The sequence below is a fragment of the Coprococcus eutactus genome (assembly GCF_001404675.1).
In the GTDB taxonomy this organism is placed as follows: Bacteria; Bacillota; Clostridia; order Lachnospirales; family Lachnospiraceae; genus Coprococcus; species Coprococcus aceti.
On record NZ_CYXU01000003.1, the window covers coordinates 32,167 to 48,738 of the forward strand.

General features: G+C 45.4%; 19 protein-coding genes and 1 other annotated feature (1 of these 20 only partly in view). Of the genes, 4 read left to right on the forward strand and 15 right to left on the reverse strand.

The features are described from left to right. Window positions 1-50: a sequence feature (ribosomal protein L10 leader region), on the reverse strand (it extends 88 nt beyond the left edge of the window). Window positions 51-134: 84 nt separating this feature from the next. The 3 genes from ARA78_RS07230 to ARA78_RS07240 all read right to left on the reverse strand — a co-directional run bounded on the left by ARA78_RS07230 (window position 135) and on the right by ARA78_RS07240 (window position 3,520). After that, window positions 135-668, reverse strand: a complete 534-nt coding sequence (locus ARA78_RS07230; RefSeq protein WP_015534198.1) for an N-acetylmuramoyl-L-alanine amidase family protein — start codon at window positions 666-668, stop codon at window positions 135-137. 82 nt (window positions 669-750) lie between these two features. After that, window positions 751-1,716: a glycoside hydrolase family 25 protein gene (locus ARA78_RS07235; RefSeq protein ID WP_055147774.1), complete on the reverse strand. Its 966-nt coding sequence runs from the start codon at window positions 1,714-1,716 to the stop codon at window positions 751-753. Between the two features lie 55 nt (window positions 1,717-1,771). Further along, on the reverse strand, window positions 1,772-3,520 hold the full coding sequence (locus tag ARA78_RS07240; protein ID WP_055147777.1) for an alpha/beta hydrolase fold domain-containing protein: 1,749 nt from the start codon (window positions 3,518-3,520) through the stop codon (window positions 1,772-1,774). 163 nt (window positions 3,521-3,683) lie between these two features. Here ARA78_RS07240 and panD point away from each other — a divergent pair, with 163 nt between their 5' ends. After that, complete coding sequence (gene panD, locus ARA78_RS07245) at window positions 3,684-4,070, forward strand: aspartate 1-decarboxylase (protein ID WP_015534201.1); 387 nt, start codon at window positions 3,684-3,686, stop codon at window positions 4,068-4,070. Window positions 4,071-4,148: 78 nt separating this feature from the next. Here the strand turns inward: panD and ARA78_RS07250 are convergent, their stop codons facing one another. From ARA78_RS07250 to ARA78_RS07270, 6 genes are all read right to left on the reverse strand, one after another. Then, window positions 4,149-4,895 (reverse strand): HAD family hydrolase, encoded by a 747-nt coding sequence (locus ARA78_RS07250; RefSeq protein ID WP_022216757.1) that lies wholly within the window; start codon window positions 4,893-4,895, stop codon window positions 4,149-4,151. Between the two features lie 28 nt (window positions 4,896-4,923). Beyond that, on the reverse strand, window positions 4,924-5,460 hold the full coding sequence (locus ARA78_RS07255) for a TIGR01440 family protein (protein ID WP_117550523.1): 537 nt from the start codon (window positions 5,458-5,460) through the stop codon (window positions 4,924-4,926). Window positions 5,461-5,749: 289 nt separating this feature from the next. Further along, the gene (locus ARA78_RS07260) at window positions 5,750-6,280 is read right to left on the reverse strand and encodes a GNAT family N-acetyltransferase (RefSeq protein ID WP_055147780.1); all 531 of its coding nucleotides are present in this window, start codon (window positions 6,278-6,280) and stop codon (window positions 5,750-5,752) included. Between the two features lie 26 nt (window positions 6,281-6,306). Continuing rightward, window positions 6,307-7,248 carry a DUF4097 family beta strand repeat-containing protein gene (locus tag ARA78_RS07265; RefSeq protein ID WP_055147783.1) on the reverse strand — a complete coding sequence of 314 codons (942 nt, stop codon included), beginning with the start codon at window positions 7,246-7,248 and terminating at the stop codon, window positions 6,307-6,309. A 126-nt stretch (window positions 7,249-7,374) separates the two neighbouring features. Beyond that, complete coding sequence (locus tag ARA78_RS13880; RefSeq protein ID WP_156329420.1) at window positions 7,375-7,512, reverse strand: hypothetical protein; 138 nt, start codon at window positions 7,510-7,512, stop codon at window positions 7,375-7,377. A 190-nt stretch (window positions 7,513-7,702) separates the two neighbouring features. Beyond that, window positions 7,703-8,179, reverse strand: a complete 477-nt coding sequence (locus tag ARA78_RS07270; RefSeq protein WP_055147786.1) for a methylglyoxal synthase — start codon at window positions 8,177-8,179, stop codon at window positions 7,703-7,705. A gap of 287 nt (window positions 8,180-8,466) precedes the next feature. On the opposite strand from ARA78_RS07270, the gene ARA78_RS07275 reads away from it, so the two are divergent. Beyond that, entirely contained in the window at window positions 8,467-9,939 is a 1,473-nt protein-coding gene (locus tag ARA78_RS07275) for a DUF1846 domain-containing protein (protein ID WP_015534206.1), read from the forward strand. A gap of 146 nt (window positions 9,940-10,085) precedes the next feature. Here ARA78_RS07275 and ARA78_RS07280 read toward each other — a convergent pair whose 3' ends face one another. Next, complete coding sequence (locus ARA78_RS07280; RefSeq protein ID WP_055224431.1) at window positions 10,086-10,757, reverse strand: YoaK family protein; 672 nt, start codon at window positions 10,755-10,757, stop codon at window positions 10,086-10,088. 356 nt (window positions 10,758-11,113) lie between these two features. On the opposite strand from ARA78_RS07280, the gene ARA78_RS13525 reads away from it, so the two are divergent. Continuing rightward, a complete protein-coding gene (locus ARA78_RS13525) occupies window positions 11,114-11,632 on the forward strand; it encodes a type III toxin-antitoxin system ToxN/AbiQ family toxin (RefSeq protein ID WP_118649377.1) in 519 nt (172 codons plus the stop codon). 60 nt (window positions 11,633-11,692) lie between these two features. On the opposite strand, the gene ARA78_RS07290 is transcribed toward ARA78_RS13525, so the two are convergent. After that, window positions 11,693-12,463 carry an iron-containing alcohol dehydrogenase gene (locus ARA78_RS07290; RefSeq protein ID WP_330375695.1) on the reverse strand — a complete coding sequence of 257 codons (771 nt, stop codon included), beginning with the start codon at window positions 12,461-12,463 and terminating at the stop codon, window positions 11,693-11,695. 205 nt (window positions 12,464-12,668) lie between these two features. On the opposite strand from ARA78_RS07290, the gene ARA78_RS07295 reads away from it, so the two are divergent. After that, a complete protein-coding gene (locus ARA78_RS07295; protein ID WP_015534209.1) occupies window positions 12,669-13,262 on the forward strand; it encodes a helix-turn-helix domain-containing protein in 594 nt (197 codons plus the stop codon). 19 nt (window positions 13,263-13,281) lie between these two features. On the opposite strand, the gene ARA78_RS07300 is transcribed toward ARA78_RS07295, so the two are convergent. From ARA78_RS07300 to ARA78_RS07315, 4 genes are all read right to left on the reverse strand, one after another. Then, on the reverse strand, window positions 13,282-13,974 hold the full coding sequence (locus ARA78_RS07300) for an LrgB family protein (RefSeq protein WP_004850650.1): 693 nt from the start codon (window positions 13,972-13,974) through the stop codon (window positions 13,282-13,284). Then, window positions 13,967-14,335 carry a CidA/LrgA family protein gene (locus ARA78_RS07305; RefSeq protein ID WP_022216747.1) on the reverse strand — a complete coding sequence of 123 codons (369 nt, stop codon included), beginning with the start codon at window positions 14,333-14,335 and terminating at the stop codon, window positions 13,967-13,969. Before ARA78_RS07305 ends, ARA78_RS07300 begins: the two co-directional genes overlap by 8 nt. 314 nt (window positions 14,336-14,649) lie before the next feature. Continuing rightward, entirely contained in the window at window positions 14,650-15,270 is a 621-nt protein-coding gene (locus tag ARA78_RS07310; protein ID WP_015534211.1) for a DUF47 domain-containing protein, read from the reverse strand. Between the two features lie 240 nt (window positions 15,271-15,510). Beyond that, window positions 15,511-16,572: an inorganic phosphate transporter gene (locus tag ARA78_RS07315; protein ID WP_015534212.1), complete on the reverse strand. Its 1,062-nt coding sequence runs from the start codon at window positions 16,570-16,572 to the stop codon at window positions 15,511-15,513.

Consider the following 16,572-nt stretch of genomic DNA (forward strand, 5'->3'; position numbering starts at 1 on the left):
ATCTTACGCCCTAAGGCACCTACTGTCTTCGGCAGTTCATCGTTGCTTAATGTAACACACTGCAAATGCAATGTCAACAATTTTTTTATTTTTTACCCGACCTGACTCAAATCCGTTTATTGCCAGGCTCACGCTCACGCGCCGATCGTCTCATCCACAGCATTTGCTATTGCGTCTGCTATGGCTTCAAAATTGTAATCATACAGGTAATTGTCGTAATCGTTGTTGATAAAGCCTGTTTCTATGAGCACTGCGGGCATTTCAGTCCGGCGCAGCACCGCCAGCCCCGGCCTCTCCTCAACATTTATATTTCGAAAGCCCAGCTTTTCAAGCTCGCTGTTGATTTCCTGTGCAAGATTGTATTTCACTCCGCTTTTATCGTAGACAAGGGTCTGCACTCCGCTGTACTTGTTGGCCTCCGGTGCAGAGTTGCGGTGAAGCGATATAAAATAATCTGCTCCGCTCTCATTTCCCTTCTGTGCTTTGCGGACCGGAGAATCGTATACATCCTCCGTTCTGGTGTATACCACATCATATCCCCTGCGGGTGAGTTCATCCCCAAGTGCCAGCGCCAGGTTCAGGTTATCGTTTTTCTCAAGCCTGCCCTCATACGATGCACCGTTGTCATATCCGCCGTGCCCGGCATCTATCATAATTTTTGTTGCCATATAAAACATCCAGCCCCGGTTGTTTATTCCATTTATAATATGTAACAACCGGGGCTGTGATAACACGTTTATTCAAGGTTTATCATTTGAACCAGAGATCCAGATCCACGTCTCCGGATATACCGTCAACGGTTCCGGACTCGGTGTACTGCCATCCTGTATATTTGTATGGGAAATTAGGAACATTTGCATAGTGTGCAAGCCACAGCTCGTAATCCCCAAGTCTGTCCATGTCAAGGCACTGTGCGAACATATTCCTGCTGGCATATATCATCGGCGTGTAGCCTGCCGCCTTTATCGTCTCACAGAAGCCGACTATGCCATCCGTTCTCTCATCATTCGATGCGTTGTCGCCTCTCGCCTCACTGTCGCCGATAAGCTCCGAGTCGATAACTATAGGATACTTGACGTTCATCTTGCCTATCTGTTTGAGGACAAAATTCGCTTCCTCTACACCCTCGTCATATGTTATCGCCTGGGTGAAGAAGTAAAGCCCTGTCGGTATTTTGTATTTGATGACGGCCGCCTTGCTGTCCTCAAAGCTTGAATCCAGCATCAGTCCGCCCTGCGTGTAGCCTCTGTAACCCACTCTGAGCATAACAAAATCTATGTCTTTGTTCTTCGCCAGAGTCTCCCAGTCTATGTCTGACTGGAATGTTGACAGATCCACACCCACCAGTGTGTCCTTTATATTGTCATCGCTGTAATGCATATATCCATCGTCGCCCGTGTAGAACTTCTCAACATCGAGATTGTTTCTCTCCACCTTGTCGCTGATCTTGTACAGCAGCGCATCAGGGCCGAGTTCTCCGACATTGATGTACGCTGTCGGTATATAGTTCCAGTAATTGTCATATATAAGACTGGTTATCTCCGTATCCTCGAGCGTATATCCCGATTCATAGGAAAGCCCCGGAGATGCCTTGGAGTTGGTAAATCCTCCCGATCTTCCTATAAATATTCCTATAACAATTCCAGCAATAAGACATACCGATCCAACCAGTATGCACCAGTTTCTGGTAAATTTCTTTATCTGTTGTGTGTCCATATCTCTACCTGTCTCTTCCTTCTTAGCTTAGTCCGCCTTAGTCCGCATACACTGATTACATATTATCAAGGAAATGTTCCGTGCCAAGCCGCAAATGTATGACCTTGTCATACTTCTTCTTTATGGCATGTCTGAACCTTCTCGCCTCACTGTGTGAGAACATTCTCTCAAGATCCGCTTCTCTGAGTATCGGTTCATCACAGAGTATCTTGTACTTGATGTTCCAGTCATACATAAGACTTGTACAGTTATCTATGCTCACCCGCAGCATCGTTCCTTTGTTTTTACCCATGAACACTCTTCTGTTCCATCTGTGTTTTGCAACCGAATTCTTGGCATCAAATACAACCTCAGCCCCCGGATACTTCTTCCATATCGCATCCAGGAACAACTTCAGCTTGTCCTTGTCAAAATATCTCATCATATCGTATACAACAAACAGGATCGCCACATCCTGAGGCTTCTGCACTTCATCAAGCCATTCGTAATCAAATATTGAACTTCCTATGTTGACCTCTCTGTCCCGGATCTCCATGTATTTTCTTCTTATATCTATGCGCTCTGGGAGATCAACATTGTACCACTTTATACGGCCGTTATCCACACGGGAAAACATGGTATCCAGTTCGCATCCGACATTGACGATAATTCCGTCCGCATATCTATTTATGAAGTTTCGAACTCTCTCGTCCACAGCGACCAGCCTCTCCATCATGACTGTCCTGTCGTAAAATGTGTATCTGGCATTCCTCTTCTTATGCTCGATGCCTAATTTGTCCGTGAGCTTTATGGCCTCGTTGTCCTCATATAACTTTGGATAACGCTCAGCCATCATCGCCCTGCACCAGATGTCATTCTCTATGTCAGCAGGTACAAAATCCGAATCTCCCTTGATGCATCCGGCGATCTTCTTCATGATGGTCTTGCACTCCGGTATGAGGGGATGCTCGAGATAATCGTGTGTCACCGCATAATACTGATAGTAATGCACCTTCATATTCGTCCTGCTCGCGTTATCATACAGCCTTCTGGCATAGCAGTTGAGCATGTCGTCATTTGTCGTGAATATATCCATCTCATCGCATATATCCGTTATGTCGTAATACACGGGACTTGTCATATCCGTCCTGCCTGCCGCATCCTTCACCCAGTAAGCAGAGAGGAAATGCTTTATCCCCGGCGTGTAGTAATATCTGTACATAAAACGGCTCTTGTCACTCATCTTCTGTTCAAGCTCCGTGTCCTCAAATTCCGTGTCAAGAACCGGGGAGCACAGTATGAGCTTGTCCGGTCTTCTCCTGCCCTTCTTCCACAACTGTATGGCAAGCGATAACGCCAGACAGCCTCCGGATGAATGTCCGAGAAGCACCAGACGCTGGACATCCTCCGAGTCACACAGCTTGTCATACGCACCCGTAAGCATATCCAGTGCCTCTGTCACCGAATGCTCCGGCGCAAGCGGGTATATCGGAACCACCGCCCCATAGCCGGTTCTCTCCACCGTGTCGAACACAAACTTCCATTCATTGTGTGTTATCCTCGACACAAATCCTCCGCCGTGTATATACATGAAGAACTCCGTCGCCCTGCCGTCTTTAGGCATCACATAAAAGCACAGTCCGCCCTTCTCAAACACCGATCTGACCTTAAACTTATCTTCATTATAAGAAGGCGGATTATAATCCTCTTTTTTGTGAAGCTTAACCGCTGTTTTATATATGTCAGAGGCTTTCATATGCCTGTCATCAAGCATGACGTGCCCCATCTTTTCTATTGCAATAGTTAAGTAATTCTGACTCTCCATTGTCCACCTTTCCAAATGTCCGGTCTACAACTCTCTTTCAGTTATTTTTGCACATGTCAATAATATAATCAAGAAATGATTTTATTTACTGTTGCAATATTGTCAATTTATGATATTATAATTGCGGTAAACAGGATGCATACAGCATAGAAAGGCAAATCTTATGAATATTACGATGTTAAAGAGTAAGATACACCGCGCAGTTGTAACTCAGGCTGAGCTCAATTACGTCGGCAGTATAACTGTAGATTCTGAGCTTTTAAAGGCCGCCGGAATCCTTGAGTATGAATTAGTACAGATTGTTGACATAGAAAATGGTAATCGTTTCGAGACATACACCATAGCAGGAGAGCCGGGATCAGGAGTTATGTGCCTCAACGGTGCTGCTGCCCGTCAGGTCCAGGTCGGAGATCACATCATTCTCATGTGCTACGCATCAATGACACCTGAGGAGGCAAAGGAGCACACACCTAAGGTCGTATTTGTAAATGATGACAACTCCATCTCACGTATTACCGATTACGAGAAGCACGGAGAGCTTTTCAGCTAGATCATATATAGAATAAAAAGAACTATTCGTTTTAACTAAAGACGAATAGTTCTTTTTTATATTCGGATATGACCGGTCTTATCTGTCGGCATCCTCAAGGATAAGTCTGCACATCTCCGGCACATTTACCTCATCCATAATTATGTCTGCTTTTATGTCTCTGTCGGCATCATCCACCGGGGATATATTGGAGTGTACATAACAGGTGTGGAGTCCGACCTGCTTCGCCGCCAGCACATCACATACCGCGTCATTTCCCACCATTATGGATCTGTTCGGATTGATATGATTTCTGTCCAGGAGCTGCTGATAGAACGCTGCATCCGGCTTCATTGCACCGAAATCCGAAGAGAGCGATATATCTGTAAAATATCCCTCTATGCCAAGTGACTGAACCTCAGGGAAGGTGAAAACTCTCTGTGCATTTGACAGGATGTATAATTTCTTTCCGGCCTGCTTGAGCTGTTCGAGCATATCCGTCACGCCGTCATACAGTCTTATATATCCTGTAGACGCCTTGCGGAACTCCTGAGCCGCAGCCACTGTCAGCTCTGCACAATCGGACGGTGTCTGATCTTTTTTCAACGTGAGCTGCTCAAATACCTCAAGTATCTGTATCTCAGGGAATTTGAACCTCTTCTTTGCCATGGCCTGTTCTGCGCGTCTGATCTGTCTCTTGTACCTTGATCTGAGTCCTGCCGGATTGTATTTCACTCCGTGCTGCGCATAGAACTCACACATATGTTTCCACACAGCGATGTCCTCCTCATCAGTGTGAATGTCTATCAATGTTCCATATAAGTCAAATATAATATTGTCGTACACGTCATACCTCCGGGTAATTCTTTATTTTTTAGCGATAGCAGGCTCTCGCACCGCCAATGTATTTTGCACGGGTTCTCGCCATAACCACATGTGCACTTCCAACCATGCTGTGCTCAGATCTGACCGGAACGGCCACCGGCGCAAGATGCATGCCTATGAGAGTATCTCCTATATCAATGCCTGCCTGTGCCTGTATAGCCTCGATAGCCACTGGCTCCTTCATATCTGCGTATGCCGCTGTGGCAAATGAACCGCCCGCCTTGAGCTGTGGCACAACATTGACTATCGGTATCCTGTTCGCCTTTGCATATTCCTTCTCAACTATTATTGCCCTGTTCAGATGTTCACAGCACTGCGCCGCCATGTAGACACCTGTGTCTTTGAGTTCATCGAGTATTGCTCCCGCTATACATTTGCCGATCTCCTCACTGGAGAATGAGCCTATCCTCATATTTGCAACTTCGCTGGATGAGCAGCCGACCACCAGCGCATCGCCGGGTTCAAGTCCCGCAACTGCAAGAAGATCCTTCACAGCGCCACGGACCTCATCTTCGATCTCCTTCAAATGGTCAAAGGCTTCTGTTGAAACGCCCTGTCCCGCAGGTCTGAGTCCTTCCTCAATGCTCGTAGGTTCAGCTTTCTCCGGCTCAGAAATATCCTGAACCTCCTCATATTCATCCTTATCTATGGACACCGGCACACCGGTCTTGCCGAGCACAGTCACGCCGCCGTACCATGTGCTGTCCACCTTGAGCACATCGCCCACTTCATATTCCATTGAGTATTCATCTTTCTTTTTTATTATCTTCACCATCTTTGCCATGTCACAGATCTCCTTTCCTGTACATTTGCATTTACATGCGCTTTATTATCTTATATAGAAGAGAGCCATACATAACTCTCATAACCTCTTCGTATTCGTCCCGTGTCACGTACTCTCCGTAGGTCATCATCTCATATGTAACACCGGCTTCTCTGACCTGGTAATCCAGGCAGGACAGGCCATTGCGCTCGTAGAACGCCTTTCTCCGGCACCTCTGGTCGTAATTCGGCGCATTCTCATCAAGGGGCTCGATATTCAGAAACAGCTTCTGATCCGGATACTCTGCTCTCACCTTTTTTAATATTGCAGAGCCGTATCCACCATCTCTTGCCGATTCATCTATCGCAAGGAACATGAGCGTTTTCACCCTGTCATCACCTATCACATATGTCAGTCCGACAAATCTGCCCGAGTCCACAACCGCACGAAACCTCGCCTTTCCCTGTCTGCATCTTCTGGTGAGCATCCACATAGGAGGTCTTTCTTCCCTTGGGAACGCAGTCACGAACAGGTGCTTTACCTGTTTTCTATAATCATCAATATCAACAAATTTTAATTCCATATTATAACCTTCTAAGCTCAGTCGTCCTATCTGTCAACATATTTTATCTGAACATCGCCCGATGCGGTATCGACAATGCACTTGTTTTCATTTGCCATATGGGGCTCAGGTATGTCCACCTCTCCGCTCTTGCTGTTCACAAGGAAACGTTTCTCCGACAAGAATGATATATCCACGTTACCACTCTCCGTCGCAAACCAGAGCATATGTCCATCGCACGCATCTACATTTATATCTCCTGAAGATGTCATGAACTGTCCAACCTTTGCCGCCTTTATATTATACCCCTCAAGCAAACCCTTGCCCGCGGATATTATGACATTGTCGCCGTGGACGTTCATTATCGAAAAGTCGCCGCTGCTGCCATTCACCTTCACACTGTCCGCATCCACAGAAGCCATGGTGACCTCACCGGAATCTGTGACGACATTTACATTTTCTGCGGTTATATTGGACAGATACGCTCCGCCATTCACCTCAGTTACTTCAAATGTCCCACAGGATATCTGCACACTGGACACCAGAGTTCCCGTCTTCGAGGTCATGGATATATCTCCATACTCTCCCTCCGGTATACTCACCACGACATAAGGATCGTCTCCAAAGCCCATGTCTGAGCCAAATGTCCTGTTGTCGGCACAGGTCATGACCAGTGCATCATCCTGCACCGTCACGGAATGTATGACGTCGGGCGAATCGAAATATGTGACGTGACATTTGTCATCGTCGGATTCCACCAGTTTCACATCCATGTCGTCTGCCACCTGTATGTTAATGTCCCGGAACTTCTCAGTTATGGTCATCTCTTTTTCTGTGTAAGAGTTTTTCGCTTTTGCCTTTTTTTCTTCTTTCATCGTCATACGCGCCTGTCTTCCAAGCCCAGCGGATATGATCACCGCAGTCAGCATGACTCCGACCACCAGAACAACTATGGCACGCATGATCCATTTTGCAACTTTCAAATGCATTTACCTCAATACAAATATGTTTTTCATCCAACCCATTATATATACAAAACGGATGTATTGCAAATCCTGCAATACATCCGCGTGTTGTAACTCTATAATTCTATATATCCAGTGCCTTGTGGTTCATTATTTCTTAACCACAATATTTTTTGCAGCACTCCATGTTGAATAATATGTCACCTTGCCGGTATCCTGTGCCCAGGCGGTCACTTCCGGCATATTCACCGAGGTCAGCATCATAGCCGCCGACAGTACAAATGCCATAAATCATTTCATCCTTCTCATAAGCCTCTCCTTTTATTCACATAATTTTTTTGACAACATTCTGGAAAAATTATACCGCCGATGGAACCAGGCCCCTCCACTATCTCTGCCTAAAATAGAAAAAATCCACAGGTCGGCTGACATTTGCCAGATATCCTGTGGATCCTTAGACTTCATTATCACTATACAATTATTTCCCCAGCGTGTTCGCCCTGTTGTCGATATTCTTCTGGAAGTTGATGACCTTATGGTCGTATGGCTCATCCATCAGCTTGGACTGGATCATGAAGTCCGCTGTGGCTTTGTTGTTCGCCATCGGTATGTCGTACACCTGAGCGATACGGAGCAGAGCCTTCACATCCGGATCGTGTGGTGCTGCCGTGAGCGGATCAGAGAAGAATACCACGAAATCTATCCTACCCTCCACTATCTTGGCACCGATCTGCTGGTCTCCTCCAAGCGGACCGCTGTTGTAGCCCTTCACCTGAAGGTTTGTCCTGTCTGTTATCATGCGGGCTGTAGTTCCCGTTCCACACAGCTCATGCTGGCTCAGTATGTTCCTGTTGTCCTCGCACCATCTGATGAGCTCTTCCTTCTTCGCATCATGGGCAATAAGAGCTATCCTTTTCTGCTTTGGTATGGTCATTGTGATGTAATCTGCACTCATGTCTGTACCTCCTGTTCCTGCTATTTGCGAGCATTACTCCCATACCCTTACTCTACCCAATCCATCCATCATTTTCAATATAAAACACTATAATATAGAAAAAATTTACTGCATTATTACATTTGCAATTTTGCCGAACTTTCCTCTGTTTTTTCTCCCATCTGTGTGGTATTCTCTTATAGGACGCTTTATAAATTTAAGTATTCTTACTTATTACATTATTTCATAAAGAGATACACAGACAAAACCATATGTCTGTTCAATTATAGTTTAAGGAGATTCACAAGATGAGAAAAATTGGCTTTGACAATGACAAATATCTGTCCATGCAGTCTGAGCATATCAGAGAGAGGATCGGACAGTTCGGAGACAAGCTGTATCTGGAATTTGGTGGAAAGTTATTCGACGACTATCACGCATCCAGAGTCCTTCCAGGATTCGCTCCGGACAGTAAGCTTCAGATGCTTCTCCAGCTTGCAGACCAGGCTGAGATGATCATATCTATAAATGCTGCCGACATAGAGCGCAACAAGATCAGACACGATCTCGGCATCACTTACGATCAGGATGTCATCAGACTTATAGGCGTATACAAAGAAAAGGGACTGTATGTGAGCAGTGTGGTAATCACCAGATACGCTGGACAGTCTTCTGCGGATGTTTTCCAGAAGAAGCTTGAAGCAATAGGGATCAAGGTTTACCACCACTATTCAATCGACGGATATCCAAACAACGTAGAAAAGATCGTCAGTGATGAGGGATACGGCAAGAACGAGTATGTTGAGACTACCAGACCTCTCGTCATCGTCACAGCACCTGGCCCTGGAAGCGGCAAGATGGCTACATGCCTCTCCCAGCTCTACCATGAGAATAAGCGCGGTGTGAAGGCTGGCTATGCAAAGTTTGAGACATTCCCTATCTGGAATATTCCTCTCAAGCACCCTGTAAACCTGGCATACGAGGCTGCAACTGCCGACCTCAACGATGTGAATATGATCGATCCGTTCCATCTGGAAGCATACGGTGAGACCACAGTCAACTACAACCGTGATATAGAGATCTACCCTGTCCTTGCGGCTATGTTCGAGGGAATCTACGGACACTGCCCATACAAGTCACCTACAGACATGGGTGTCAACATGGCAGGAAACTGCATCGTTGACGACGAGGCTTGTCAGGAGGCTTCAAAGCAGGAGATCATCAGAAGATATTATCAGTCCGTGAACAGATTTGTCAGAGACGAGGCTACAAAGGATGAGGTCTACAAGCAAGAACTCATCATGAAGCAGGCAAAGATCACCGTGGATGACCGCGCCGTTGTCCCTGTTGCTAACAAGCTTGCCGAGGAGACCGGTTCTGCTGCCGCTGCACTTGAGTTGCCAGACGGAACCATCGTCACAGGTTCTACCTCAGACCTTCTCGGACCTTCATCAGCAGTCCTCCTGAATGCCATCAAGATACTTGGCGGCATCGACAAGAAGACACACCTGATCTCAAGAACATTTATCGAGCCTATACAGAAGCTCAAGACTCAGTACCTTGGCAGCAAGAATCCAAGACTCCACACAGACGAGGTTCTCATCGCCCTGTCCATGTGTGCAGTATCAGATCCAAATGCCAAGCTTGCTCTGCAGCAGCTTCCAAAGCTTGCCGGATGCCAGCTTCACACATCTGCCATACTGTCGGCGGTTGATATGAACACATTCAAGAAGCTTGGAATCGAGTTCACGAACGAAGCGGTGTATGAGGGTAGGATGTAAGCGCATAATATTTTCGCATTTTTATGAAAAACGGCAGAAAGATACAAAATAATTTAAAATTGTATCTTTCTGCCGCTTTTTTGCTATTTAGCGATAATTTTGTGATATTTTGAACATCCAGCTACTCTTCAGATAAAAACAGTGTGTTATCTCTTCTCCTTATACATCATGAGATGTGCCACCATAAGAAGTGCACTGGATATCCAGATCGACTTGAACCCCAGATGCAGCGTGCACACGCCGCCAGCTCCGGCGCCAAGTGCGAATATGATGATGATTCCATAATAGTGCATGGCCTTTCTGAGTGCCCCAGGCTCTTTGTCCCTGAGGTATACCGACAGACTCTCCGTTCCGCTTCGGAGATTTCCTATACACATCGTGCTGGCATAGCCGTAGCCATTTACCTTTCTGAAAGTCTGAACCTGCATGGAGCAGGCAAATGACACAAGCATCGTGGCGAGCAGATTGAACCTCACCGGTATGAATCCAACCGCAAACAATATCACGATCTCCACCAGCACAACTATCTGTCTCCAATGTATGCGGGATGCATTCTTGTATCTATGGCTTATCCTCTCCGCCACCAGCACGCCAAGTGCAAATGCGATCAACGGAAAAAGGTATCTCAATGCAATCTTAAAATCTCCCATCATAAGATGCTGGCTCATGAGAACCACATTTCCTGTCTGGGCGTTGGAGAACACCTCATCTCTGGCATTGTATGTATATGCATCCTGAAATCCCCCCGAAAGCGCAAGTATCGCACTGAGCAGGAATGTTTCGGATGTCTGTCTGAGTTCTCTGTTCTTTCTTAGCATACGCATCGTCTCTTTTCTATCTATATTTAATATTTGCAGTCTGTCTCATGCAGTAGGTAGTTCCCTGATACAAACTGCAATCCAATTAAACAAGATAACACAAATTCTTTATTTTACAATATGTATTCTTTTATAAACATTCTGTTAAATATCCTTGGCTGTTATTGCATTTTTTACCATAACAAATTATTATACTTACACAACTTGACAAATGCTGGTTCTATGCTATTCTATAGTCATATGGAGAGTCCTACCAATTATATAAGTGGACATTCAGCAGAATAGCGTCACCTTTCAGGTGAACTATAAAAAGGACTATGTACGCATAGTCCTTTTACATTTTATAAGGAGGCATATTGAAACACGAATTAAAATTATATTGGATAGATATGAAATATATCCGCAATCTACACGCCAAAGATGACAGAATATACAACTCAAGTCCACAACTAGCTAAACATACTCGACCATATATCGGAATTATAGTCACTTGTAATGGTCAAAAATATTGTATACCATTAACATCCTTCAAACCAAAACACGAAAACATGTCTGATAGGATTGATTTTTCTCGAATTATTATAAATAGCAAAATCATCGCCGCTCTCAATTTCAGCAGAATGATTCCAGTTGAAACATCCCAATTATCAAGAATAGATACCAAAATAAGAAAGCACGATACCTCTGAAATTGCCAAAAGAAAGCAACTCTACAGGCAGGAGCTCCAATGGTGTAATGAAAATTACGACAAAATAGTCAACAAAGCCAACGTTCTTTACAACAAATACATGTCCGGCGAATATTTTAAACGAAGGCATGATTGCTTAAACTTCGCAGAATTAGAAAAGATATGCAAGCACTATAATTCACAATAAAAACCGCCACAGTCGGAAACCCATCCGGCTGCAGCGGTTTGCTATCCTTTATATTACAATTTACATTGCCTTCTTATATATCTCAGCGATCTCCTCCTGTGTGAATACCACAGGGTTGTTAGCTATGCTGGCTGCCGAAACCTTCATACAGTTCTCAGCCATCCAAGGAATATCCTTCTCCTCTATGCCGAGGTCTGAAAGCTTGACGTCAAGATCAAGATTCTTCAGAAGAGTTCTGATCTTCGGTGCCAGATCATCCGCCGTGATACCTCCAAATATTCTGGCGATCTTCGCGAACTTGAAGTGATCTTCCTTGTAGGATGCCTCGATGATAACTGGTGTCAGAGCTGCAAGTCCCTTGCCGTGAACTATATCCTTAAGTCCGCTGGCTGGATGCTCCATTCCGTGAGCCAATGTGACTCCGGCTGTGTTGATAACCATACCGCCTATGGTGCTGGCCAGTGTTATCTTCTCCCAGCTCTCCTGGGTTCCTCTGCCCTTATATACATCCACAAGATTGTGGGCGATAAGATCGATCGCATACAGTGCAAGCGCATCTGTAAATGGCTGCGAGATCTTTGATGTGTATGCCTCCATGCAGTGGCACAGTGCATCAAATCCAACTGCCGCAAGCACATGCTTTGGCATGGTCTTCATGCAATCCGGATCCACGATGGATACCTTTGCCACGATGGCATTGCATCTGAGCGACTTCTTGTCGCCATTTTCCGGATTGGTGAGAACCGCAAATCCATTTCCCTCTGAACCTGTTCCACAGGTTGTAGGAATAAGCACAAGCGGAAGTGCCGTATCGCTGACCCAAGCGAAAATACAACCTCAACCTGATATCCGGCGGAAAGGGAATGGAGAACATCGTAAGCTGGGTATACATATCAGAGGATATATCCACATCCACATTCTTGAACGGAGGGGAACCTGCGGACTTATTCTGAATACCGGCAGATATATATTTGAGGAGGACATAACCGATGAGATCGTCAGGCTGTGTCACCTATATTCGTTCCCGCTGTTCACCATGCCATGGGACACAAGGATATTTGATATAACCCACGACTACTACAACAGGATATTTGAAGACTCCAGGGATGATGGCAACATGACCGCAGCATTCCAGAATATTCTCATGGGGAATTCTCTGACCGACGAGCAGACTGACACACTAAGAGGCTCCGGATTCAACAATGGCTGCTACAACGTTCTGTCCATCGATACAGAAGCAACAGATGATTTCATGTATATCCTGCAGAAGGTCTGCAACAATACAGATCTTGTCTTTCATGCATTTGTATATGATGGCAGTCCGACAGTTATCCTGAGGTGCCCTTCCTCTGGATCCATCGCAGACAAATGCAGTGACATCGCAGAGCAGCTCGGTGGGGTCATAGAGTACGACAAAACCCATCACTCAGCTCTGACGGACACTCTGTACGAATATCTTAAGTGCAGCGGCAGTGTTCAGCACATCTCTGAGAAAATGTTCTGCCACAGGAATACGATAAATTACAGGCTTCGGATAATAAAAGAAGAGCTGGAATATGATCTCTCCAATGCGGAGGTCAGATTCCAGCTCATGGCTGCATATAAGCTCAGAGAGATACGAAAAGTATAACTCTCTCCAATTATATCTATTACATAAAATGTGCATACACCGATGCAAGTATAACCGTAAGTATTCCCGTAACTGCAATCGACAGACTGCTCATGGCTCCCTCAACCTCGCCGATCTCCATCGCCTTGGCAGTTCCGATGGCATGGGCTGATGATCCCAGGGCAAGTCCCTTTGATATAGGTTCTTTGATACGGAATATCTTGAACACGATCTCTCCGATTATATTGCCGATCACTCCGGTCACAACTATGACTGCAACCGTGATGGTCACATATCCGCCAAGCTCTTCCGAAACACCCATTCCGATAGCTGTGGTTATGGACTTCGGAAGAAGTGTCACATAATCTTTATGGGAAAGTCCCATGACCTTGCACAACACAAGGACTGTAGTCAGACTCGTTATAACTCCGGCAACTATACCGCCGAGCACAGCCTTATAATTGTGCTTTAAAAGCTCCCACTGCTCATAGAGTGGGATTGCAAGACACACTGTAGCCGGTGTGAGGAACCAGCTCAGATACTTTGCGCCTTCATTGTACACATCGTAATCCACATCAGCCACAACCAGCACCACTATAGTCACTATGATGGACACCAGCAGTGGGTTAAGTATAGCTATCTTAAGTTTCTTTTTAAGTACACTTCCAAACATATATGCCAGAAGGCTTATAGTCACCCCTGCAAATATGGACGATTCAAACAGATCACTCATTTTCAGTCTCCTTCTTCTTGTCTCTCCTTATTATAAGCTGTGATACCCAGCCTGAAGCAAGCATGACCGTGATGATGACGACCACCGTTATGACGCTGACTGGCACAAGCACAGGCTTAAGCGTTCCCCACGACGACATAAGGCCCACACCAGCTGGTATGAACATGACCGGCATGATCTCTATGAGAAACTTGCCCACACTCTTCACATCGTCCAGCTTGAGGATCTTGGTCTGTAGGCAGATAAACATGATAACCATACCATATATACTCGCCGGAATCGGTAGTGGAACTATGTACTTAAGTATCTCACCGATAAAGGATATGGCGAGGATTATAAGAAACTGCTTCAAATATTTCATCTTTTTTGTCTTCCTTCTATATATTTATCATGCACATATGGAGCAACGATTCACAACTTTGGTATACATGCCTGTATACAACCTCCACATATCGGGCCTTTTTCATAAAAAAGGAGGTTCGATACACAGATATAATTACTCTGTATATTCAAACCACCCTTTAACCCTTTGATTATTATATTCTCACTCTAATTTTATTCAATAGAATATTCTGCTTTTTCTAATTTTTGATAAATATAACAAATTTTTTAATTCAATCTGAAAATATTTCGTAAATATTTCTATTGACTATTATTTTTTGCAGGAATCTCATCCTATGAATTTTTCATGATCACTGTGTTCACAATATCCGCCGCATGCTCGCACACATCCATACAGTTCTCTATGCAGGCATATATGTTTTTCCACACGACCACAGTCCTAAGGTCACTCTCACCGTACAGTCTGTGCATATTCTCCACATACAATCTGTCTCCCTGCTCCTCAAGATCATTTACCCTGATTATGCTCTGCCCAATGGTCTTTGAACTTTTGAATCTCTTCAATTCTCCGATCACATCCTGCAGTGCCTTGATGCACTCGAGGAGCAGTTCTACCATCTGGGGTACATCCTCTCTGATAGTATCCACATTGCACATATAAATCTGTAGGAACACATCCTCAACAGCATCGGTAATATCATCCAGATAGTTAGACAGGGCAACCAGATCCTCCCGTTCAATCGGTGTTATGAACGCCTGACTGAGCACAGTCATCATCTTATGTTTCTTGCCATCGGCCTTCTGCTCAAGCTCATGCATACGATCAAGATTTTCCTTGATGGTGTCCACCGAAAAATCCACGACTACGTTCTTCAGAAACTCCGCAGCCTGATACGAGATCTCCACACATGTATTCAGATTTTTAAAATAAAACTCGTCCTTTTTCTTCTTCATAGTTTTTCTCCTTATAATAAAAACTCTGTGTTTGTAGGTGGTTGAAAAACTCATACGCTGCAATCGTGTAAGTGATTTTTGCATTACCAAATCAGGGGAATACGCAGCCGCCGGTCCTTAGGTGGAGCCTCAAGCGGCACCTTAGTACCGCTGCAGGCTAAGTTAAGTGGGAACGACCCCTGATTGGTATGTCAAAATATCACTTGCACTTCTCAGCCTGCATTTTCAACCACCTACAAACTACCCCAGCCACACGATCAGCAGCTTTGCCATGCCATATCCTATGACACCGCAGCCAGGGAATGTGAGCACCCAGGCGAGCACCATATCACGCACCACCTTGAGGTTAATCGCAGATGCCCTCTTCTCAGCACCCACGCCCATGATGGCTGTCGTCTTCACATGGGTGGTGCTGACCGGGATTCCACATACCGTCGAGAGCAGGATACAGAGTGCCGCCGACAGATCAGCCGCAAATCCCTGGTATTTCTCAAGCTTTACCATATCCATTCCAACAGACTTGATGATCTTCTTTCCTCCAATTGATGTTCCAAGTCCCATGACAACCGAGCAAAGTATCATCATCCATATTGGTATCATTACATTTTCTGCACTGCTCTGTCCATTTACGAGAAACAGCCCAAGCAGGAGAACTCCCAGGAACTTCTGACCGTCCTGGGCTCCGTGCATGAATGCCACCGCCGCCGAGCCGGCCACCTGTGCTTTTGAGAAGAAAGCATTTGTCTTTCTTCTGTCAAAGCGGTAACAGATAACCGCGAGCAGCTTGCACACCACAAATCCGACTGCGAATCCGAGAACGGTTGACAGCACAAGACCATATATTACTTTTATCCACTCTGAAGGATTTACACCGTCCAGTCCTCCCTGAAGTGCTATGGCTGCGCCCGTAAGTCCGGCTATCAGTGCATGGCTCTCACTTGTTGGTATGCCAAATGCCCATGCACCGATTGCCCATATTACGATCGCCGTCATTGCCGCACACAGAGCGATCATAGCTGAGTCTGTGTCACCGCCGAAATTCACCATGTTCTTGATAGTCATGGCTACCTTTGAATTGACAAGCGACATGATAAGCACCCCAAGGAAATTGCAGGCAGCCGCCATAATTATCGCCTTATCCACATCTATACATCTGGTAGACACACACGTCGCTATGGCATTTGGTGCATCCGTCCATCCATTTACCAGAATTACTCCAAGTGTCAGCAGGACGGCGATCAAAAGCGCCGGATGGCTCACAACCTGCTCTGCAAAATATGAAAATGTAATATTCTCCAGCAT

What these genes read in the sequence shown, in the direction of transcription:
- panD (WP_015534201.1), top strand. Translation starts at nt 3,684, where the DNA reads ATGAATATTACGATGTTAAAGAGTAAGATACACCGCGCAGTTGTAACT.
- ARA78_RS07260 (WP_055147780.1), bottom strand. Translation starts at nt 6,280, where the DNA reads ATGGAATTAAAATTTGTTGATATTGATGATTATAGAAAACAGGTAAAG.
- ARA78_RS07300 (WP_004850650.1), bottom strand. Translation starts at nt 13,974, where the DNA reads ATGAGTGATCTGTTTGAATCGTCCATATTTGCAGGGGTGACTATAAGC.
- ARA78_RS07235 (WP_055147774.1), bottom strand. Translation starts at nt 1,716, where the DNA reads ATGGACACACAACAGATAAAGAAATTTACCAGAAACTGGTGCATACTG.
- ARA78_RS07310 (WP_015534211.1), bottom strand. Translation starts at nt 15,270, where the DNA reads ATGAAGAAGAAAAAGGACGAGTTTTATTTTAAAAATCTGAATACATGT.
- ARA78_RS07275 (WP_015534206.1), top strand. Translation starts at nt 8,467, where the DNA reads ATGAGAAAAATTGGCTTTGACAATGACAAATATCTGTCCATGCAGTCT.
- ARA78_RS07305 (WP_022216747.1), bottom strand. Translation starts at nt 14,335, where the DNA reads ATGAAATATTTGAAGCAGTTTCTTATAATCCTCGCCATATCCTTTATC.
- ARA78_RS07230 (WP_015534198.1), bottom strand. Translation starts at nt 668, where the DNA reads ATGGCAACAAAAATTATGATAGATGCCGGGCACGGCGGATATGACAAC.
- ARA78_RS07270 (WP_055147786.1), bottom strand. Translation starts at nt 8,179, where the DNA reads ATGAGTGCAGATTACATCACAATGACCATACCAAAGCAGAAAAGGATA.
- ARA78_RS07240 (WP_055147777.1), bottom strand. Translation starts at nt 3,520, where the DNA reads ATGGAGAGTCAGAATTACTTAACTATTGCAATAGAAAAGATGGGGCAC.
- ARA78_RS13880 (WP_156329420.1), bottom strand. Translation starts at nt 7,512, where the DNA reads ATGGCATTTGTACTGTCGGCGGCTATGATGCTGACCTCGGTGAATATG.
- ARA78_RS07265 (WP_055147783.1), bottom strand. Translation starts at nt 7,248, where the DNA reads ATGCATTTGAAAGTTGCAAAATGGATCATGCGTGCCATAGTTGTTCTG.
- ARA78_RS07295 (WP_015534209.1), top strand. Translation starts at nt 12,669, where the DNA reads ATGCCATGGGACACAAGGATATTTGATATAACCCACGACTACTACAAC.
- ARA78_RS07315 (WP_015534212.1), bottom strand. Translation starts at nt 16,572, where the DNA reads ATGCTGGAGAATATTACATTTTCATATTTTGCAGAGCAGGTTGTGAGC.
- ARA78_RS07280 (WP_055224431.1), bottom strand. Translation starts at nt 10,757, where the DNA reads ATGCTAAGAAAGAACAGAGAACTCAGACAGACATCCGAAACATTCCTG.